This window comes from Streptomyces sp. MB09-02B (assembly GCF_033794485.1).
Classification (GTDB): domain Bacteria; phylum Actinomycetota; class Actinomycetes; order Streptomycetales; family Streptomycetaceae; genus Streptomyces.
Genome location: NZ_JARGEE010000058.1, coordinates 1 through 20,134, shown reverse-complemented (window position 1 = coordinate 20,134; position 20,134 = coordinate 1). Strand labels below are relative to the sequence as shown.

Here is a 20,134-nt window from a genome sequence, read left to right as displayed (position 1 = left end):
GAAAGCTCCGGTTCAGGTCCCATCCGGCTCACAGGTGGCTCCAGTATTATTCGTAATCGGTTCATATGAGAACGAATTCATCGGAGCCACAGATTCCCCACAAAGGCACCGGATATGGTTCGGCGCATGAGTGAGGCGAACCCCAGGATCAGCAAGGCTGTCATTCCCGCGGCGGGTCTGGGAACCCGGTTCCTGCCGGCGACCAAAGCGACTCCCAAGGAGATGCTCCCGGTCGTGGACAAGCCGGCGATCCAGTACGTGGTGGAGGAGGCCGCGGCGGCGGGACTCGACGACGTCCTGATGATCACCGGCCGCAACAAGCGCCCCCTCGAGGACCACTTCGACCGCAACCACGAGTTGGAGTCCGCCCTCCAGAGGAAGGGCGACGGCCACCGGCTCGCCAAGGTCCAGGAGTCCAGCGACCTCGCGACCATCCACTACGTCCGCCAGGGCGACCCCAAGGGCCTCGGCCACGCGGTGCTGTGCGCCGCCCCGCACGTCGGCGACGAACCCTTCGCGGTCCTCCTCGGCGACGACCTGATCGACCCCCGCGACCCGCTCCTGCGGCGCATGGTCGAGGTCCAGGAGCGGAGCGGCGGCAGCGTCATCGCCCTCATGGAGGTCGCGCCGGAGCAGATCCACCTCTACGGCTGTGCGGCCGTCGAGGCCACCGAGGACGGCGATGTCGTCAAGATCACGGGCATGATCGAGAAGCCGGACCCGGCCGACGCCCCGTCGAACTACGCGATCATCGGCCGCTATGTCCTCGCCCCGCAGATCTTCGACGTCCTGCGGCAGACCGAACCGGGCCGCGGCGGCGAGATCCAGCTCACCGACGCCCTCCAGCAGCTCGCCGCGGACGAGAAGGTCGGCGGCCCCGTGCACGGCGTCGTCTTCAAGGGCCGCCGCTATGACACCGGAGACCGTGGCGACTACCTGCGTGCCATTGTCAGACTCGCGTGCGAACGTGAAGACCTGGGCCCGGACTTCCGGACCTGGCTTCGCAGTTACGTAGCCGAGGAGATGCAGCCACAGTGAGCACCGCCGCGACCCGCACCACCGGCCGGGACCACCTCTGGTCGGTGACCGAGCACCTGGAGGACATCCTCGCCACCGTGCGCCCCCTGGAACCCATCGAGCTGCAACTCCTCGACGCCCAGGGCTGCGTGCTGGTCGAGGACGTCACGGTGCCGGTGTCACTGCCGCCGTTCGACAACAGCTCCATGGACGGGTACGCGGTGCGGGTCGCGGACGTCGCGGGCGCGAGTGAGGAGTTCCCCGCCGCGCTCACGGTGATCGGCGACGTCGCGGCCGGGCAGAGCGAACAGCCGCACGTGGGCCCGGGGGAGGCCGCGCGCATCATGACCGGCGCCCCCCTGCCGCCCGGCGCGGAGGCCGTCGTCCCGGTGGAGTGGACCGACGGCGGCCTCGGCGAGGGGCCCGTCTCCGGGATGCGCGCCCGCAGCGCCGGCCCCGAGGGCGCCACCGGTCAGGTCGCCGTGCACCGCCCCGCCGAGGCACGCGCGCACGTACGCGCGGAGGGCAGCGACGTCAAGGCCGGCGAACGCGCCCTGGCGGCCGGCACGGTCCTCGGCCCGCCCCAGCTCGGTCTGCTCGCCGCCATCGGCCGCGCCTCCGTACGCGTACACCCGCGCCCGCGCGTGGTGGTGCTCTCCACCGGCAGCGAACTGGTCCCGCCCGGCGACACCCTGGCCACCGGCCAGATCTACGACTCCAACAGCTTCGCGCTCACCGCCGCCTCCCGGGACGCGGGCGCCATCGCCTACCGCGTCGGCGCCGTCGCCGACGACGCCGAGACCCTCCGCTCCACCATCGAGGACCAGCTCGTCCGCGCCGACCTGGTGGTCACCACCGGCGGCGTCAGCGTCGGCGCGTACGACGTCGTCAAGGAAGCCCTGCAGTCCGTCGGCGACGAGGACGAGGAGGGCGCCGGCATCGACTTCCGCAAGCTCGCCATGCAGCCCGGCAAGCCCCAGGGCTTCGGCACCATCGGCCCCGACCACATCCCGCTCCTCGCCCTCCCCGGCAACCCGGTGTCGTCGTACGTCTCCTTCGAACTCTTCGTCCGGCCCGCCATCCGCACCCTGATGGGCCTCGACGACGTCCACCGGCCGACGACCACGGCGACCCTGCGGGCCCCCAAGGCGTTGACCTCACCCGCGGGCCGTCGGCAGTATCTGCGCGGGACGTACACCGACGGCGAGGTCACCCCCGTCGGCGGCGCCGGATCGCACCTCGTCGCCGCCCTCGCGCACGCCGACGCGCTCATCGTGATCCCCGAGGACACCGAGTCCGTCGAGCCCGGTACGGAGGTCGAGGTCGTCCTGCTCGGCTGAAGCATCGAGGGTGGCGTACCGTGTCGCGCACAACACACCGCGCGCCGCACCGCGACGGGCCCCGACCGGGAGCGCCACACCACCATGAGTACGCCGCAGGACCGACTGACCCACATCGACGAGGCGGGCGCAGCCCGCATGGTCGACGTCTCCGGGAAGGACGTGACCGCGCGCACCGCCCGCGCCAGCGGCCGGGTCCTGGTCTCGCCGACGGTGGTCGAACTGCTGCGCGGCGAGGGAGTGCCCAAGGGGGACGCCCTCGCCACCGCGCGCATCGCGGGGATCATGGGCGCCAAACGCACCCCCGACCTGATCCCGCTCTGCCACCCGCTGGCCGTCTCGGGCGTCAAGGTCGACCTGACGGTCGCGGACGACGCCGTCGAGATCCTCGCCACGGTGAAGACCACCGACCGTACGGGCGTCGAGATGGAGGCGCTCACGGCGGTCTCCGTCGCCGCGCTCACCTTGATCGACATGGTGAAGGCGGTCGACAAGGGCGCGGTCATCACGGACGTCCGCGTCGAGGAGAAGACGGGCGGCAAGTCGGGCGACTGGAGCCGGGCATGACGGCCCCGACCGGTGACTCCGGCACCACGCCATACCGCGCCCTGATCGTGACCGCCTCCAACCGCGCGGCCGCCGGGGTCTACGAGGACCGGGGCGGACCCCTGATCGCCGAGGGCCTCCGGGCGTTCGGCTTCGCCGTCGACGGCCCGCAGGTCGTGCCCGACGGCGACCCGGTGGAAGCCGCGCTGCGGGCGGGCGTGGACGCCGGGTACGACGTGATCGTGACGACCGGCGGGACCGGCATCTCGCCCACCGACCGCACCCCCGAGGCCACCCGCGCGGTCCTCGACCACGAGGTCCCCGGCATCCCCGAGGCGATCAGGGCGTACGGCCGGGACAAGGTCCCCACGGCCGCGCTCTCCCGGGGCCTCGCCGGCGTCGCGCGCGGCACGCTGATCGTCAACCTGCCGGGCTCGACCGGCGGCGTACGGGACGGCCTGGCCGTTCTGGAACCCCTGCTGACCCACGCCGTCGACCAGATCCGCGGCGGGGACCACCAGAGGCCGGCCCCCGGCGGCTCCCCGGCCGAGGAGGACCCCTCCAGACCCCGTGGGGGTGCGAGCTGAACAGCCCATCCTGGCCCGTGGTGCTGGTGGACGGCGAGGTCGTCCTCCGGCCCATAAGGATGCGCGACCAGCGGGTCTGGCGCGAGGTCAACCGGCGCAACCGGGACTGGCTGCGGCCCTGGGAGGCGACCATCCCGCCGCCCACGCCCAGCGGGCCCATCGCGCACCGGCCGACGTACCGTCAGATGGTCCGCCATCTGCGGGCGGAGGCGAACGCGGGCCGGATGCTGCCGTTCGTGATCGAGTACCAGGGGCGACTGGTGGGGCAGTTGACGGTCGCCGGGATCACCTGGGGCTCCATGTGCTCGGGGCATGTCGGCTACTGGGTCGACGAGTCGGTCGCCGGGCGGGGGGTGATGCCGACGGCGGTCGCGCTCGTCGTCGACCACTGCTTCCGGACCGTCGGACTGCACCGCGTCGAGGTCTGTATTCGCCCCGAGAATCGGCCCAGCCGACGGGTCGTGGAGAAACTCGGATTCCGTGAGGAAGGCCTTCGTCCACGATATCTTCACATCGACGGTGCCTGGCGCGACCATCTCGTCTTCGCGCTCACCGCCGAAGAGGTGCCCGAGGGGCTGCTCGGCCGCTGGCGGCGCGAACAGGCGCGGAACGCGCGGAACGCGGGATCCGATGCCGGCAAGCCCGGACAGCCGCAATAAATGAAATGCGTGTTCGAAAAAAATGGTACGGACGTGCGGCCGACGCCCGGGCGAACGACCGGGTTGAACGAGTCGGAGCGTTCTCGACTCGTTAATTTCGCGCTCTCGATGGCCCGCTGATCGGATCGGTCACAAAAAAAGCTCGAAATATCAGCCAGATCGTGCGACACACCGGCTCAATTGGCGGATGGCCTCACGCAAACCCCTCTACCGTGTGAGGCGTGAGCAGCAGCGGCCTCATCTACGCAGTCATCGTCGGGGCCTGGGCCGCCTACTTGGTGCCGATGTGGCTCCGTAGGCAGGACGAGCTGAACGAAGCCCGTCCGACGGAACGCTTCAGCACCGCCATCCGGCTGCTTTCCGGCCGGGCGGGGATGGAGCGCCGTTACGCCAGGGACCTGCGGGCGCGCTCCACCGAAGAGGGGGAGCCCAGCGCCGAACCGGACGGCGTCACCGACTCGGTGGACGTCCGGGCCTTCGCCGTGCCCCCGCTCCGGCAGCACACGAGGGCACAACTACCGGTGGAGCGGGGTGAGTCACCGCAGCACGGTCAGCAGCCGCAGCGGCCGCAGCAGCCGGAGAAACCGGCCACGCAGGCGCCCGCGGTGGCGCAGGCGCAGCCGGTGCCCCAGCAGGGCGGTGCGCCGGCCAAGCAAGGGGCGGCCAAGCAGGGGACCGCCAAGCAGGGGGCACTCAAGCAGGGGGCGGCCCAAGTGCCCGCTCCCGCGCGGGCGAAGCGGTCGGGCCGGCAGACGGCGGGCGCACACCGGGGCGACTCGGCGGAGGCCAAGGCGCGGGCCCAGCGCTCGAAGGTGCTCGCGCGCCGACGGCGTACGACTGTGATGCTCTTCCTCGCCTTCACGCTCGGCGCGGTCGTCGCAGCGGTCGGCGGACTCGCCTTCCTGTGGGCGCCGGGGGTACCCGCGGTGCTGCTGAGCACCTACATCGCGCATCTGCGCCGCCAGGAGGGCAAGCGGTTCGCGTACACCATGGACCGGCAGCAGGCCGAGGCGGCGGCGCAGCGACTGCGCGAGCGGCAGCCCCAGCGGCGGCGCCCCGCGCCGGACCCGGTCGACACCGACGAGCCGGAGGACGGACCCGAGAGCGAGGAGACCCGGGTCGAGCTGACCGCGCTCGCGGCCGACCGGCGGGCCCTCGTCGAGCAGACCGACCACGCCGAGTGGGTCGACCAGCAGCGTGAGCGTCAGCGGCGGCCCGGCCAGGGCGACAGCTGGGACCCGGTCCCGGTGCCGCTCCCGACGTACGTCACCGCGCCGGTCGCGCCCCGGGCCACGTCCGGGGTCGACCTCGGTGCCCCGGACGCGTGGAGCTCCGCGCGCTCCAGCGCGGCCGACCCGCACGGCTCGTCGGGCGCCTCCGCGAACTCCCCGAGCGCCTCCGGGCGCGCGCCGGAGGGGGAGTGCGGCGGCGAGGAGAGCGCGGACGACGCCGGTCCTGGGGAGGAGGCCGACGCACCCGACGGCGGCCGTTCCGACGCCCGCCGGGCCGCGTCCGCGCGGCGCTCCCGGGAGCGGGGGCGTACGCCGCTCTTCGACCAGTACGAGGACGGCGACCGGCCGCGCGCGGCCAACGAGTGACCCTCGGCCCTCCGGCTCCTCCCCTCCCGCTGACCAGCCACGAGCCGTCCGCAGCCGTCCACGCGCCGCCCGCGGGCGGGTCCCCGGCCGCCCGGGAACGGATTTCCAAGCACCGCGATGGGGATGCTAGAGTTTCACTCGTTGCAAGGGCCTGTGGCGCAGTCCGGTAGCGCACCTCGTTCGCATCGAGGGGGTCTGGGGTTCAAATCCCCACAGGTCCACGCATCACAGAGGTTCGCTCCCCGTCAGGGGAGCGGGCCTCTGGTCGTTTTCAGGGTTCTTGCGGGTCAAGTGGTGGGCCCGAGCGCTGATGTGGAGCTTCGATCTCCGGCGGCGCGGCATCCGGTTCCGTGATCGCGTCGAAGTACGGCCAGCCGTCCAGCTCGATCGTTCGGGTGGTGGGGTGGAGGTCCAGGTTCGGGGCCGCGGCGTCCAGGAGGCGGCGGACCGTGCCGGGCTCGTGGAGGTTGAGGTACGTGTGGTCCGAGAGGCGGACCAGGGCGCCGGCGTCGAAGTAGCAGTTCGAGACGGCGCGGTTCTCCGCCGGGCTGAAGAGCAGGACCAGACGGCGTCCCCGGGGGCCGTCGGGGTAGAGCGACAGCTTCAGGTGGCAGTGGTCGTAGGCGACGTTGGAGCGTTGGCGGACGGTCCAGTGCCACGTGGTGTCGCCGACGACGAGACGGCGAAGGCGGGTGTTCTTGCTCACGGGCACACCGTAGGGGCCCGACACCCCGGTGGGCACCGGGATTTCGGGCCGGGCGTCAGGGGCGGAGCGGCTTCGCGAAGCACAGGCTCAGTTCGTGGAAGCGGTAGTGACCGAACTTCGCGCAGGGTTCGTAGCCGCTGGAGGTGTAGAGGGCCACGGCCTCGGGCTGCTTGGAACCTGTCTCCAGGACCATGCGGGTGCGGCCGCCGGCGCGGGCGTCGGCCTCCAGTTCGCCGAGTATGCGGCGGGCCAGACCGAGGCCACGCGCCCCGGGGGTGACGTACATCCGCTTGATCTCGGCGTCCCCGTCCTGGTACCCCTCCTCATTGGTGTCCTGGGACCGCCAGCCGCCCGTGGCGACGGGGCTGCCGTGCTCGTCGTAGACGATCAGGTACAGCCCGGCCGGGGGGACGAAGTGGGCCGGGTCCATGGGGGTGGCGTCGCCGTCGTCGCCGTAGCGCACGCCGTACTCGGCCTGGACCTCGTCGTTCAGCTTGACGGCGTCGGGGTGGTCGAAGGGGACCCGGCGGATAATCATGTCAAGCATCGTACATCTATGCATGCGCATGCTCCATACCTGGACCGTGTCCAAGGTGCGGGTATGGTGCCCGGGTGCTGACTGTGACCTCTGTGAATGTGAACGGGCTGCGGGCCGCCGCGAAGAAGGGCTTCGTGGAGTGGCTCGCCGGGACCTCGGCGGACGTGCTGTGCCTCCAGGAGGTGCGGGCCGAGCCGGAGCAGCTCCCCGCCGGGGTGCGGCAGCCTGAGGGGTGGCATGTCGTGCACGCCCCGGCGGCCGCCAAAGGACGCGCGGGAGTGTCGCTGTACAGCCGTCGTGAGCCCGACCGGGTCCAGATCGGCTTCGGGTCGGCGGAGTTCGACGGCAGCGGGCGGTACGTCGAGGCCGACCTGCCCGGTGTCACCGTCGCCAGCCTCTACCTTCCCTCCGGCGAGGTCGGGACCGAGCGGCAGGACGAGAAGGTGCGGTTCATGGACGAGTTCCTCGCCCATCTGAAGGAGCTGCGCGAGCGTGCGGCCGCCGACGGGCGCGAGGTCGTGGTCTGCGGCGACTGGAACATCGCCCACCGGCCGGCCGACCTCAAGAACTGGCGGGCGAACCAGAAGAACTCCGGGTTCCTGCCCGAGGAGCGCGCGTGGCTCGACCGGGTGTTCGACCAGGCGGACGGGGCGTACGTCGATGTGCTCCGCGCCCTGCACCCCGACGTCGAGGGGCCCTACACCTGGTGGTCGTACCGGGGGCGGGCCTTCGACAACGACTCGGGATGGCGGATCGACCACCACGTGGCCACGGCCGGGCTCGCGGACAAGGCGGTCAAGGGGTTCGTGGAGCGGGCCGCGACCCACGCGGAGCGGTGGTCGGACCATGCGCCGGTGACGGTCGTGTACGACCTCTGAGGTCTGCCCCGGCGGGTGACCGGCGGGCGCGGCGTCCCGGACGGGTGACCGGCGGGCGCGGCGTCCCGGACGGGTGACCGGCGGGCGGGCGTCGCGGACGGGTGACCGGCGTGCGCGGCGTCCCCGGCGGGCGACCGACATCACCGGTCTTTGACACTCTGTGCCACACCGCACCGGTTGTTCGATTGCTGTGCGGAAATACTCATCCCCAGAGGACGGTACTCACCGGCCGAAGGGGGAGACGTGCGGGGGCAGGGGCCAGGCGGCCACAACGAGTTGAGCGGCGTAGTGCACGGTCCCAGCGTGCAGGCCGCCGTCGTGTACGGCGGAGTCCAGGTCCACACCGGTGACGCGGTCGCGGCACGGCCGCGCACCGCGGTTCCGTGGCAACTGCCGCCCGCGGTCCCGCTCACCGCTCGCACGGCCGAGGTCGAGCGGCTGGAGCACCACCGCGTCTCCGTGTCCCGCAGGGGCCATCCCGTCCTCGCCGCGGTGAGCGGACTGGGCGGGGTGGGAAAGACCGCCCTCACCCTCTCCTGGCTGCACGGACTGCGACCCGACTTTCCGGACGGCCAGCTGTACACGGACCTGGGCGCCCAGTCGCCGTCCGGGCCGGCCGATCCCGCCGAGGTGCTGAGCGGATTCCTGCGCGGGCTGGGTGTGCCGCCGCGACAGGTGCCCCATGAGCCGGACGAACGGGCCGCGCTGTACCGGTCGTTGACCGCCGAACGCGCGCTCGTGGTCCTCCTCGACGACGCGGCGACGGCGGCGCAGGTCCGTCCGCTGCTGCCGGGCGGCCGCAACCTCACCGTCGTGACCAGTCGTCGGCGGATGTCCGGCCTGGCGCTCGAAGGCTGCCACCAACTGCAGTTGGAGCCTCTCGCACCGGAAGCGGCGCTGGAACTTCTCGCGGCGACACTCGCCGACGACCGGGTGGCCACCCAGACCGACGACGCCCGAGCCCTCGTCCGCCTGTGCGCCGGGCTGCCGCTCGCCGTGCGTGTCGCGGGCGCACGGCTCGCCGCCCGGCCGGGCAGGCGGATCGGCACGATGGTGCGCGCCCTCGCCGCCGAGCGGGGGAGACTCGACGGGCTCGCCATCGAGGGCGATCACGGTGTGCGTGCCGCGCTGGATCTGTCGTACCGGGGCCTGCCCGAGACATCGGCCCGGCTCTACCGGCTGCTCGGAGTGCATCCCGGGCGGGAGTTCCAGAGCGCGGTCGCGACGGCGGTTCTGGCTCGCGGGCCCGCCGACGGCGGGCCGGGGCCCGGCAGCGCCGCCGGGCCGCCCGGCGCGGAGCGTGCGCTGGAGAACCTGTACGACGCCAATCTGCTGATCGACGCGGGCGAGGACCGCTATCGCTTCCACGACCTCGTCCGGCTGCACGCGGCCGAGAAAGCCGCGCAGGACGAGTCCGAGGCGGAACGGGCGGCCGCGTTCCGCCGGCTCGCGGACCACTATCTCGCCACCGCGACCCGGGCGGAGAAGGCCGTCGAGCCGTACCACCCCTTACGGGAACGGTCCTACGGCCTCGGACCGGTGGTCGAGGGCGACCCCGGACCCGGGCCACGGGCCGCACTGGACTGGCTGGAGCGGGAACTGCCCCAGCTGATGGCGGTGATCCGCCGTGCCAGGGCTGCGGGCGCGGCGGAGGCCTGCTGGCAGCTCGCCGATGCCATGGGGCCGCTCTTCGTCCGGCGCAAGCACTACGACGAGTGGCTCGCCGCGTACGGGGAGGGGCTGGTGGCGGCGCGCGAGGTGGGCGACACCCAGGCCGCGTGCCGGATGCTGACGTCGGGGGGCCAGGGCGCTCTGGGGAGCGGCGGGCACGGACGGGCGCTGGAGATGTTCGAGGAGGCGGCCGGGCTCTTCGCCTCCATCGGCGACATGCTCGGCCACGCCCGGACGCTCAACTACCGGGGGCTGGCCCTCCAGCGGCTGGGGCAACTGGACGAAGCGGCCGTGCTGTTCGCCCGCGCGGCCGTCGAACTCCCCAGGCACGGGGACGAGCGCGCGGGCGGGCTCGCCCGGCTCAACGCCGCCGACGTCGACCTCGACCTCGGGCGTCCGGAGCGGGCCGCCGAAGCGGCCGCGGCGGCCCGGGAGACGTTGCTGGCCGTGGACGACCCCTACAACGCCGCGCGGGCCGCCACGCTGCTCGGTCGGTCCGCCCTGCTGCGAGGCGGGCTGGACGAGGCGGAACGCCTGCTCTCCGGAGCGCTCGACGATCTCGGCGCCGTGGGGGCGGACTCCGAGACGGCCCGGGTGCTCGGTGCGCTGGGCGAGGTCGCCGAGCGCCGTGGCGAGCACGCCCTCGCCCGAGAGCGCTACGGCCGGGCACTCGCGCTGGCCACTGCGGCGAGGCAGCCAGGGCAGGCCGATGAACTGAGGGAGCGGTTACGGTTGTTGGCCGATGCCGATGCCGAAGCTTAGGTCGATGTCGATGCTTGGGTTGACGCCGACGCCGACGCCGACGCCGACGCCGAGGGCGACCTCGACGCCGGCCCCGAGGGCGGGTGTCGAGGTCGGCGGTGCCGGAAGGACGGGGCGGTCGGTGGCCCGGTGGACTGTCGTACACCACCGTCTCATCGAGCGCCTGTCACCAGCCATGTGTGGGCCAGGGACGCCCAGACCGGCCAGGGGTGCAGGGCCGCGTGGTGTGCGGTGAGGCGCAGCCGTATCGGCACGCGGCCGTGGGGGCCCACACGCAACCAGCACCTCCCGGCCCCCGTGGGCCCCGTGTGCACCGCCACCACGGCCGTGCCCGGGTGAGCGGCGGCCAGCGCGTCGGCCGCGGCGTCTCCCGATCCCGGCGCCACCAGCACGTCCGCGAGGACGGGCCAGGGCCAGGGGGCGGGCAGTTCCACCCGCAGATGCTCGTCGACGAGCGGGGGACAGCCGGCCGGTCCGGGAGGAGCGATCCGGACGTAGCGGCCCCACGGGCCCGGCGTCCCTCTTCCCGCTCTGTTCACGATCCGGCTCCGCCCGGCACGCCGTAGCGCACCAGGACCGGCGGCGACGCGGCCTCCGCGGCGGGGCGGGCGACCGGCGCGCGCAGACGCAGCTTCCGGTAGAGCAGGGTGCGCATCCGCCGGGCGAAGCGGCCCGGTTCCGAACTGATTCGGGCCGCGACCCGTGCGTACCGGTCCGGGCGGTGGGCGACGGAGCTCTGCCGCAGCTGGCGGAGCAACGGCCGGCTCGTGTCGACCCACGGCACCAGCGAGCGCAGTTCGGCCATGGGCGAGGAGGGGTCGAGGTCGGTGTCCGGTGAGCCGGCGGCCAGGAGACGGGCGCCCGTCATCGTGCCGTACAGCGACACCGAGCCGTGGTCCGAGACGATGTAGTCGGCCGCGACGACGGCGCCGCACCACTCCGCGTGCTGGCTGACCAGCCCGATGCCGCAGCGGCTGAGGCCGGCGAACGCGCTGCGGATGTGCCATTCGCTGTGGGCGTTCCAGACGTTCGAGTGCAGCATGACGACGATGCGGAAGTCCTCCCGGGGGAGCTGGTCGGCCAGTTGCTCCAGCAGGTCCCAGTGCCGTCCGAGCAGAGACTCGGGGCCCCAGGTCGAGCAGACGAGGACGAGCTCCTGCCAGGGCGCCGCGCCGAGCGCGCGCCGGTACTGGTCCCGTGCGGGCAGGCTCGCCGCGACACGGTCGTAGCAGGGGTCCCCGACCACCTCGGCCACGGGCAGGGCCTCGGGGCACTCCCGGCCGAGGCGGGTGCGGTCGTCCTCGTGGGCCAGGACGATCGCCGCGGGCACCACCACTCCGTCGCGGACCAGCCACTGCCGGCCCAGTCCGTACACCTCGCGCACCGCGGGGAGACGGCCGGGACGGCCACGACGGTCGTCGGGCACGGAGACGCGCTTGTTGTACGAGGCACCGTGCGGCAGCACGATCACCGGGACGTTCAGTTCGTGCAGGCTCCCGTAGCTCGCGGTGAGCGCGAGGTCGAAGCGGGTGTGCACCGCCTGTCCCCAGGGCACGACGAGGGCCCTGGTGTTCTCCAGGAACTCGTCCACGCCGTGGTTGAAGACGTCACCGGCCACCGTGAAGAGCACCTGCACCCGCGGGTCCCCTTCCAGCAGCCGGACCGCGTCCAGCAGCCGGCGGGCGGAGGTCACGGTGTGGACCACCGCGAGGACCCGCTTGCGGATACGGAAGGTCGCCCAGCGCTCGACATCCAGACGCAAGGGCACGGCAGGGCGCCGGTCGGCGTCCGGCATCAGCAGGCTCATCTGAACTCCCCCGTGAAGCAACAGAGTTGAGGTGTGGTCCGGCAGCTCGTCGTCGGCCGCTGTCCTGCTTCTCCCCGGACAGGTGGACGGCCGGCTTGCAGAAAACTTGCACCTCGGGCGTGCGGGTCCGTCAGCCTGCTGCGTGCGCCCCTTCGCGCGCCTGTGCGCCCTGCCTTGCACCTCTGTTCCGTCCGGCGCGGTGGCGACAGTGAGACATGAGGTGGACAGATGTGCGATCCACCGGCCGCCCGGTGCGAAGACCGCCGGCGCGAGGACGGCACGACCGCGGCACACGCCTGGACGAAGCGAACCACCTGGGGGAAGTGGTGCACCTTCTTGCGCTCGGGCCGCTCGAACTGTGGCACGGGGGACGGCAGTACCCGCTCGGATCCCTGAAGGAGCGGCGGGTGCTCGCGGTCCTGCTGTACGCCCAGGGGGATCCCGTCGCCGTCGATACGCTCGTCGAACGGGTCTGGGACGACGACGAGGTGCCCGTGACCGCCGTGGAGACGCTGCACACCTATCTCTCCCGGCTGCGCACCCGGCTGCGTCGCGCCGTCGGTGAGCTGGTGCTGCTGGAGCGCCCGTCCCCGCGCCGCTACCGGTTGCGCGTCCAGCACGCGGACGACGTGGACTTCGTACGGCTGCACCGGCTGCGTGACGAGGCCCGCGCGGCGGCCGGGCGCGGGGACCGGGAGTACGCCGTCGGTCTGCTGCACACCGCCGCGTCACTGTGGCGGGGGGAGCCGTTCGCCGAGTTCACCGGCGACTGGGCCGCCTCCGCCCGGGCGCGGCTGACCGAGGACCACCGCCGGGTGCGCGAGGAACGCATCCGGCTGGAACTGGAGCTGGGCCGTCACGCCGACCTCCTGGGCGAACTCCACGAACTGGTCTCCCTGAACCCGCTGGCCCAACAGGCGGTCACCGCCCTGATGCTGGCCCTGTACCGGTCCGGCCGGGACGGCGAGGCGCTGGCCCTGTACCGCACCACGCGCCACCGGCTCAACGAGGAACTCGGCATCGACCCCGGCACCGAACTCCAGGAACTGCAGCTGCGGATCCTCAGTCAGGACCCCGCCCTGCGAGAACACCACGCGGCGGGGGGCGAGCCCGGGACCGGCCAGGGCAGGGGTGCCCCGCGGGCGGCGGACCGGGCTGAGGGGCATCCGGGAAGCAGTCTGCCGCGGGACACCAGGGACTTCACCGGCCGCACGAGTGAGCTGGGCATCCTGCTCGCCGGCCACGGACCCGACGGCAACGGGACCGCGCTGCCGGTCACCGTCGTGCACGGCATGCCCGGCGTCGGCAAGAGCGCGCTGATCGTGCACGCCGCGCACCGGATGCGCGAGCGCTATCCGGACGGACAGTTCTACGTGGACCTGCGCGCCTACAGCGACCAGCCGCCCCACGATCCCGCGGACGCCCTGGCGTTCCTGCTGCACACCGTCGGAGTCCCCGATCCGCTGCCCGTCACCCTGGACGAGCGGACCGCGCGCTGGCGTGAGTGGACCGCCCGGCACCGGGTGCTGGTGGTGCTCGACAACGCCCGGGACGCCGAGCAGATCCGCCCGCTGCTGCCCGGCTCGCCGGACTGCCGCGCGATCGTCGCCAGCCGTAACCGGCTCGCCGAACTGGACGGCGCCACACCGCTGTTGCTGGACGTGCTGTCCGTGACCGAGGCCGGTGCGCTCTTCGCCCGGATCGCGGGGGCGGCCCGGGTCTCCGACACCGCCGCCCTGCGCCGCGTCGTGGAACTGTGCGGCAGGCATCCGCTCACCCTGCAGCTGCACGCGAGCCGGTTCCGGCACCGGGACACCTGGGACCTGGAGTACGTCGCGGACCGGTTGGACGGGGCCGGCGACCGGTTGGAGGAGTTCGACGAACGGGTCGCCGCGGCTCTGGAGATGTCCTGCGCCGATCTGGACGCCGCGGCGCGCGGGCTGTTCCGCCGGCTCGCGCTGCACCCGGGCCCCGACATCACCCTGGAGGCGGCGATGGCGCTGTCCGGGGACGTCGAGCCGGGCGCGGTGCGCCGCGCGGCCGAATCCCTGCTGGACCGCCACCTGCTGGACGAACCGGTCCGGGACCGCTATCAACTCCATGATCTGGCCCGTGCGTTCGGCGGCCGTCTCGGCCGCCGGGAGGATCCGCAGACCGAGCGGCGCGCGGCGCTGAGGCGGCTGATGTCGTACTACCTCACGGCTGCCGATCGGGCGGATCGGCTCGCCCATCCGCGGCGGCGCAGACGACACGTCCCGAGGGAACTCATCGCACCGGTCACCCCCGGTTTCGCCGCGGAGTCGCACACCGAGTCCGCCGCCGACGAGGCGTCGGTGTGGCTGACCGTGGAGCGAGGCAACCTGCTGGCGGTGGCACGTACGGCCGCGGCGGAGTTCCCCGAGTTCGCGGCGCTGTTCCCGCACGTCCTCGCGCACTCCCTGCAACGCTGGGGCACGCACGACATCACCGCGGAGCTGCAGGCCGCCGCGTTGACCGCGCTGCGCTCGGGCGAGGACCGGCCGGCCCTCGCCCGGACCCTGGTGGAGCGGGCGAGTGTCCTGGCCCGGGAGGACCACAACGCGGCTCTCGACCACGCCACCGAGGCGTTGACCCTGTTCGAGGACCTCGGTGACCCCCGGGGCCGGGCCGACGCGCTGCTCGAGATAGGCCGTGCCCATCTCGGGGCGGGGCGCGGCGAGGCGTGTCTGCGAGAACTGGACCGGTGCCTCGTGCTCTACCGCGCGGTCGACGATCCGCACGGCATCGCCGCCACCCTCAATGTGCAGGGCACGGCGCGGGTGCATCGGGCGGAGTACGCCGAGGCGACGCACTGCTTCCGGACCATGCTCGGCATCAACCGGGGACTGCGTGATCGTCACGGTGAGGCCGTCGCATGGAACAACTTGGGGGACATCCGGCTCGCCCTGGGGCTCCCCGAGGAAGCCGGCTACCACTACGAGCACGCCCTCGTCCTGATGCGTGACATCGGAGGGAAGAAGGACCTCGCGATTCTCGACACCAATCTCGGTGCCGTGTACTCCGCCACCGGTCAGCCGGCGCGGGCGCTCGCCTGTTTCCGCCGGGCCCTGGCCAGCCATCGGGCGGGCGGGGACGCCATCGGTGAGGTCAACACCCTGATCTCGCTGGGCGAGACCTGTGCGGGTTCCGGTCGTACGAAGGACGCCCTGGACCACTTCGGCGCGGCGGAGAAGGTCGCCCGCCGCATCGACAATTCCTACGAACGGCAGAGAGCGCTTCTCGGAATTGCTGACACGCATTACAGGGAGAGGCGGTGGGGCATCTCGCTGGAGACCTATCGGAAGGCACTTTCCATCGCGCACGAACACAGTTATTCGTTGTGCTCGGCGCGGGCGCTGGCCGGTATTTCCCGGGTGAGCCTCCGAATGCACGACATCCCGTCCGCCCGAGCCCACGCGGAACGCGCGCTGGCGATGTACCGCAGGCTCGGGGCGGACGGGGAGGCGGCTGAACTGGGCCGCTTGTTCGACGACTGGGGGGCTACCGGCTCGTGAGGGCCGGCCCGGCTACCAGATGCATTCCGCGTACGCGGAAGTCATGTTCATGACGAAAATGGCAGCAGTGGCGAAGCCGAGGGTGAGTACGCGGTTCACTTCTCTCCTGGTTCGAAAGTGGATCCGAAGGGGAAGCGTCTGATCGACGATTGGGCCCCACATTAGTCGATTCGACGGACCGTCGAATCGATTCTGCTCACCCGTTCGGGTGAATATCGCGGCTGCGCGGATTCAACTCCCGCCTTGTTAATTTGTCGACTCGCGCAGTCGCCGGTCCAGTGCCAGAGAGAGTTCCGCTTCCGCCACGCTCTTCGCCAGCGGCCGTAGGCGGGCGAGGTCTTCGGTGGTGCGGCCCGGCTGGGTGAGGATGAGGTCGGTGAAGAGGGTGGCCAGGGCCTCGGCGTGTTCGCGGACGCGGCGGCCGGCGCTGAGGACGTCGGCGAGGGGGACGCCCTCGCGGACCAGCGCGGCCGAGACGTCGAGGAGACGGCGGCTGATGTGGACGATCTCGCCGCCGTCGGTGCCGAGGTAGCCCAGGTCGAGGGCGGCGGCGAGGTTCTCCGAGGTGGCCTGGTCGCCGAAGTGGTCGGCCAGCTCCTCCGGGGTGAGGCGGACCGGGACCTCTTCCGTGGGGGCGCCGAGGCCCAGCAGGTCGCCCACGTCGCGGCCCTGGTCGAAGGCCTCCGCCAAGTCCGCTATGCCGCTGAGGGTGTGGCCGCGCTCCAGCAGGGCCGCGATCGTGCGCAGCCGGGCCAGGTGTGTGTCGTCGTACCAGGCGATGCGGCCCTCGCGGCGGGGCGGCGGGATCAGTTTGCGCTCCCGGTAGAAGCGCAGGGTGCGTACGGTGATGCCGGCCGCCTCGGCCAGCTGTTCCATGCGGTACTCGTGTCGCCCGCCGTCGTCTGCCGCGTCTCCTGCCGCTTCTTCTGCCACCCGCGCAGCCTATGTCGTACCGCTGGTAACTCCAGAGCACCCGACCCCTACCCATCGGTACGGTCCTGCCCTACGCTCCCACTGCGCCAGTGATTACTGGCGCGTACATGGCGCGTACATGGTGCGAACGCGGTGTGCGCACGCGATGAGGCGTGGAGGTACCGGATGGGCGGGCACAAGGGCGGGAACGTGCCGCATGTGCGGGTGGCGGTGGTCGGGTCCGGGTTCGGCGGGCTCGGTGCGGCCGTGCGGCTGCGGCGCGAGGGGATCACCGACTTCGTCGTCCTGGAGCGGGCGGGGTCGGTCGGCGGCACCTGGCGGGACAACGACTATCCCGGGTGCGCCTGTGACGTGCCGTCCCACCTCTACTCGTTCTCGTTCGCGCCCGACTTCGCGTGGCCGCGCGCCTTCTCCGGGCAGGAGCACATCCGGGCCTATCTGGAGCACGTGACGGACGTCTTCGGGCTGCGGCCGCACATCCGCTTCGACTCCGAGGTGCTGCGGATGGCCTGGGACGCGGAGCGGTTGTGCTGGGACATCGAGACCAGCGGTGGGGCGCTCTCCGCCGACTTCGTCGTCTCCGCCACGGGACCGCTCTCCGACCCCAAGGTGCCGACCGAGGCCGAACTGCCGGGGATCGGCTCCTTCCCGGGCAAGGTCTTCCACTCCGCCCGCTGGGACCACGGCTACGACCTGCGCGGCAAGCGGGTCGCGATGATCGGTACGGGCGCCTCCGCGATCCAGATCGTGCCGGCGATCCAGCCCGAGGTCGGCCGGCTGACCCTCTTCCAGCGGACCCCGCCGTGGGTGCTGCCCCGCGTCGACCGGAGCATCAGCGGGGCCGAGAAGTGGCTGCACAAGCAGCTGCCGTTCACCGCGCAGGCCCGGCGCGGACTGCTCTGGGGCGTACGGGAGTTGCAGGTGCAGGCCTTCACCAAGCGGCCGAACCAGCTGGGTCTGGTGGAGCAATTGGCGAAGCGGCACATGGCGCGGAGCGTCAAGGATCCGCAGCTGCGGGCCCGGCTCACCCCGGACTACCGCATCGGCTGCAAGCGCATCCTGCTGTCCAACACCTACTACCCGGCGCTCACCCGGCCGAACGTCGACGTGGTCGCCTCCGGGCTGGCCAAGGTCGACGGCTCCACGCTCGTCGCCGCCGACGGGACCGCCGCAGAGGTCGACGCGATCGTCTTCGGCACCGGGTTCCACGTCACCGACATGCCCATCGCCGACCGGGTGGTGGGCGCCGAAGGACGCACGCTCGCCGAGGCGTGGGCGGAGAGCGGGATGCGGTCGCTGCGCGGGGCGTCGGCCGCCGGGTTCCCCAACTGGATGACGGTCATCGGGCCCAACACGGGGCTCGGGAACTCCAGCATGATCCTGATGATCGAGTCCCAGCTCAACTACATGGCCGACTTCGTACGGCAGTTGGACGTGCTGGGGGGCCGGGTGGCCCTCGACGCGCGGCCCGACGCCGTGGACGCCTGGAACGAGCGGGTGCAGAGGCGCATGGAGCGCACGGTGTGGAACACCGGCGGCTGCACCAGTTGGTACCTCGACGCGAGCGGCCGCAACACGACCGTCTGGCCGGGTACGACCACCGAGTTCCGCGGTGCGACCCGGCGGGTCGATCTGAGCGAGTACGAGGTGGTGCGGGCCGCCCCGCCGGGTACGAGGAACAGCGGCGGGGCGACGGACACGGATCAGGACACGGAGAAGGTGGAGGCCGGGGCGTGACCCGACTGACGCATGTGAAGCACGGGCCGTACGCGCCGCCCGTAGCCGTACGGGAGTTGGCGGCCGTGTCCGCCGATGGGGCGCGGCTGCACGTCGAGGTGCACGGCCCGCAGGAGGACGCGCCGACGGTGGTGCTCGTGCACGGCTGGACCTGCTCGACGGCGTACTGGGCGGCGCAGGTCCGGGACCTCGCCGTCGACCACCGGGTCGTCGTCTACGACCAGCGCGGGCACGGACGCAGTCCCGCCTCCGCCCTGTGCAGCGCGGACGCCCTCGCCGACGATCTGGAAGCGGTGCTCGCGGCGACGCTCGCACCCGGCGAGAAGGCGGTGCTGGCCGGGCACTCCATGGGCGGGATGACCGTGATGGCAGCCGCCGGACGGCCGGGCTTCCAGGAGCACGCGGGGGCCGTCCTGCTGTGCAGCACGGGCAGTTCGAAGCTCGTCGCCGAGTCGCTGGTCGTGCCGCTGCGGCCGGGCCGGGTCCGGACCTGGCTGACCCGGAAGATCCTCGGCTCCCGGGCACCGCTCGGGCCGGTCACGCCGGTCGCCCGGCGGATCCTCAAGTACGCCACGATGGGCCCCGGTTCGTCACCGGCGATGGTCGAGGCCTGCGCGCGGATCGTGCACGCGTGCCCGGCCCGGGTGCGGCACGCCTGGTCGCACGTCCTCGACTCGCTCGATCTCGACCACCGCGTACGGGAGTTGACGGTGCCGACGGCCGTCGTCGTGGGCACCGCGGACCGGATGACCCCGCCCGTGCACGCGCGGGCGCTGGCCGCCGCGCTGCCCGACTGCGTGGGCGTGAGCGAGCTGACCGGGGTCGGACACATGTCACCGGTGGAGGCACCGGAAGCGGTCACCGCGCGCATACGCGAGCTGGCCGCGCTGTACGTACGCGCCGGGCGGGACGAGTTGGAGGAGGCGGGCGCATGAGCAACGGCAGCACCCTGGAGGGGCGGGTCGCGGTCGTCACCGGGGCCGCGCGGGGCGTCGGGGAACTCCTCGCGCGCAAGCTCTCGGTGCGGGGGGTGAAGGTCGCGCTCGTCGGCCTCGAACCGGACGAGCTGAAGCGGGTGTCGGAACGGTTGTACGGAGACAGTGAGTACTGGCACGCCGATGTCACCGACCACGAGGTGATGACGCGGGTCGCGGCCGAGGTGAAGGAGAGGTTCGGGCGGGTCGACATCGTCGTCGCCAACGCGGGCGTCGCCAACAGCGGGCCGTTCGTGGACTCCGACCCCGACTCCTGGCGGCGCGTCATCGAGGTCAACCTCGTCGGATCGGCCGTCACCGGGCGGGCGTTCCTGCCGGCGCTGGTCGAGAGCCGGGGGTACCTGCTGCAGATCGCCTCCCTCGCGGCGATCACCCCGGCGCCGATGATGACGGCGTACTGCGCGTCCAAGTCGGGCGTCGAGGCGTACGCGCACTGTCTGCGGGCCGAGGTCGGTCACCAGGGGGTGGGCGTCGGGGTCGGGTATCTGTCCTGGACCGACACGGACATGGTGCGCGGGGCCGACAAGGACGAGGCGCTGCGGGAGTTGCGGGAGCGGCTGCCGTGGCCGGCCGGGAAGACGTACCCGCTGGGGCCGGCCGTGGACCGGCTCGTCGCCGGGATCGAGCGGCGGTCGAGTCATGTGTACGGGCAGTGGTGGCTGCGCGGGATGCAGGGCGTACGCGGGTATCTCCCGGGGCTCATCGGGACGTTCGCGCCGCGTGAGGTGCGGCGGATGGAGCCGCGGCTGCGCGGGGGGCCCCCTTCCTTTTAACACACTCCCAGACCCCCAGAAAAAGACAAAAAACCTATATGAGGTTTTCCTCTG

General features: G+C 72.3%; 17 protein-coding genes and 1 tRNA gene. 13 read left to right on the top strand and 5 right to left on the bottom strand.

The genetic code is table 11. The features are described 5' to 3' along the window. Nucleotides 1–126: 126 nt before the first annotated feature. From galU to P1P70_RS11505, 7 genes are all read left to right on the top strand, one after another. A complete protein-coding gene (gene galU / locus P1P70_RS11535) occupies nt 127–1,038 on the top strand; it encodes a UTP--glucose-1-phosphate uridylyltransferase GalU (protein WP_319236718.1) in 912 nt (303 codons plus the stop codon). Next, the gene (gene glp, locus P1P70_RS11530) at nt 1,035–2,357 is read left to right on the top strand and encodes a gephyrin-like molybdotransferase Glp (protein ID WP_319236717.1); all 1,323 of its coding nucleotides are present in this window, start codon (nt 1,035–1,037) and stop codon (nt 2,355–2,357) included. The genes galU and glp overlap by 4 nt, the downstream gene beginning before the upstream one ends. An 84-nt stretch (nt 2,358–2,441) precedes the next feature. After that, on the top strand, nt 2,442–2,924 hold the full coding sequence (gene moaC / locus P1P70_RS11525) for a cyclic pyranopterin monophosphate synthase MoaC (RefSeq protein WP_319236716.1): 483 nt from the start codon (nt 2,442–2,444) through the stop codon (nt 2,922–2,924). Next, nucleotides 2,921–3,490 (top strand): MogA/MoaB family molybdenum cofactor biosynthesis protein, encoded by a 570-nt coding sequence (locus tag P1P70_RS11520; protein WP_319236715.1) that lies wholly within the window; start codon nt 2,921–2,923, stop codon nt 3,488–3,490. Before moaC ends, P1P70_RS11520 begins: the two co-directional genes overlap by 4 nt. A gap of 20 nt (nt 3,491–3,510) precedes the next feature. Continuing rightward, nucleotides 3,511–4,149: a GNAT family protein gene (locus P1P70_RS11515; protein ID WP_319236728.1), complete on the top strand. Its 639-nt coding sequence runs from the start codon at nt 3,511–3,513 to the stop codon at nt 4,147–4,149. A 221-nt stretch (nt 4,150–4,370) separates the two neighbouring features. Continuing rightward, nucleotides 4,371–5,747, top strand: a complete 1,377-nt coding sequence (gene glpR / locus P1P70_RS11510; RefSeq protein WP_319236714.1) for a gephyrin-like molybdotransferase receptor GlpR — start codon at nt 4,371–4,373, stop codon at nt 5,745–5,747. A gap of 147 nt (nt 5,748–5,894) precedes the next feature. Further along, nucleotides 5,895–5,968: transfer RNA gene (locus P1P70_RS11505), tRNA-Ala, on the top strand. Nucleotides 5,969–6,018: 50 nt separating this feature from the next. On the opposite strand, the gene P1P70_RS11500 is transcribed toward P1P70_RS11505, so the two are convergent. Continuing rightward, nucleotides 6,019–6,453, bottom strand: coding sequence for a hypothetical protein (locus tag P1P70_RS11500; protein WP_319236713.1), 435 nt, complete (start codon nt 6,451–6,453; stop codon nt 6,019–6,021). A 55-nt stretch (nt 6,454–6,508) separates the two neighbouring features. Continuing rightward, entirely contained in the window at nt 6,509–6,991 is a 483-nt protein-coding gene (locus P1P70_RS11495) for a GNAT family N-acetyltransferase (RefSeq protein WP_319236712.1), read from the bottom strand. Nucleotides 6,992–7,065: 74 nt separating this feature from the next. On the opposite strand from P1P70_RS11495, the gene P1P70_RS11490 reads away from it, so the two are divergent. Continuing rightward, nucleotides 7,066–7,869, top strand: a complete 804-nt coding sequence (locus P1P70_RS11490; RefSeq protein WP_319236711.1) for an exodeoxyribonuclease III — start codon at nt 7,066–7,068, stop codon at nt 7,867–7,869. A 303-nt stretch (nt 7,870–8,172) separates the two neighbouring features. Next, on the top strand, nt 8,173–10,302 hold the full coding sequence (locus P1P70_RS11485; RefSeq protein WP_319236710.1) for an ATP-binding protein: 2,130 nt from the start codon (nt 8,173–8,175) through the stop codon (nt 10,300–10,302). Between the two features lie 152 nt (nt 10,303–10,454). Here the strand turns inward: P1P70_RS11485 and P1P70_RS11480 are convergent, their stop codons facing one another. After that, nucleotides 10,455–10,841, bottom strand: a complete 387-nt coding sequence (locus tag P1P70_RS11480) for a hypothetical protein (protein WP_319236709.1) — start codon at nt 10,839–10,841, stop codon at nt 10,455–10,457. Beyond that, nucleotides 10,838–12,109, bottom strand: a complete 1,272-nt coding sequence (locus P1P70_RS11475) for a hypothetical protein (RefSeq protein ID WP_319236708.1) — start codon at nt 12,107–12,109, stop codon at nt 10,838–10,840. The genes P1P70_RS11480 and P1P70_RS11475 overlap by 4 nt, the downstream gene beginning before the upstream one ends. A 323-nt stretch (nt 12,110–12,432) precedes the next feature. Here P1P70_RS11475 and P1P70_RS11470 point away from each other — a divergent pair, with 323 nt between their 5' ends. Beyond that, a complete protein-coding gene (locus tag P1P70_RS11470; protein WP_319236707.1) occupies nt 12,433–15,642 on the top strand; it encodes an AfsR/SARP family transcriptional regulator in 3,210 nt (1,069 codons plus the stop codon). A gap of 246 nt (nt 15,643–15,888) precedes the next feature. Here P1P70_RS11470 and P1P70_RS11465 read toward each other — a convergent pair whose 3' ends face one another. Next, a complete protein-coding gene (locus P1P70_RS11465) occupies nt 15,889–16,518 on the bottom strand; it encodes a MerR family transcriptional regulator (RefSeq protein ID WP_319236727.1) in 630 nt (209 codons plus the stop codon). A 222-nt stretch (nt 16,519–16,740) separates the two neighbouring features. Between P1P70_RS11465 and P1P70_RS11460 the strand changes: the two genes are divergently transcribed. The 3 genes from P1P70_RS11460 to P1P70_RS11450 are packed head-to-tail and all read left to right on the top strand — an operon-like array spanning nt 16,741 to nt 20,080. Continuing rightward, entirely contained in the window at nt 16,741–18,312 is a 1,572-nt protein-coding gene (locus tag P1P70_RS11460) for an NAD(P)/FAD-dependent oxidoreductase (protein ID WP_319236706.1), read from the top strand. Further along, complete coding sequence (locus tag P1P70_RS11455) at nt 18,309–19,247, top strand: alpha/beta fold hydrolase (RefSeq protein ID WP_319236705.1); 939 nt, start codon at nt 18,309–18,311, stop codon at nt 19,245–19,247. Before P1P70_RS11460 ends, P1P70_RS11455 begins: the two co-directional genes overlap by 4 nt. Continuing rightward, complete coding sequence (locus P1P70_RS11450; protein ID WP_319236704.1) at nt 19,244–20,080, top strand: SDR family oxidoreductase; 837 nt, start codon at nt 19,244–19,246, stop codon at nt 20,078–20,080. Before P1P70_RS11455 ends, P1P70_RS11450 begins: the two co-directional genes overlap by 4 nt. Nucleotides 20,081–20,134 lie beyond the last annotated feature (54 nt).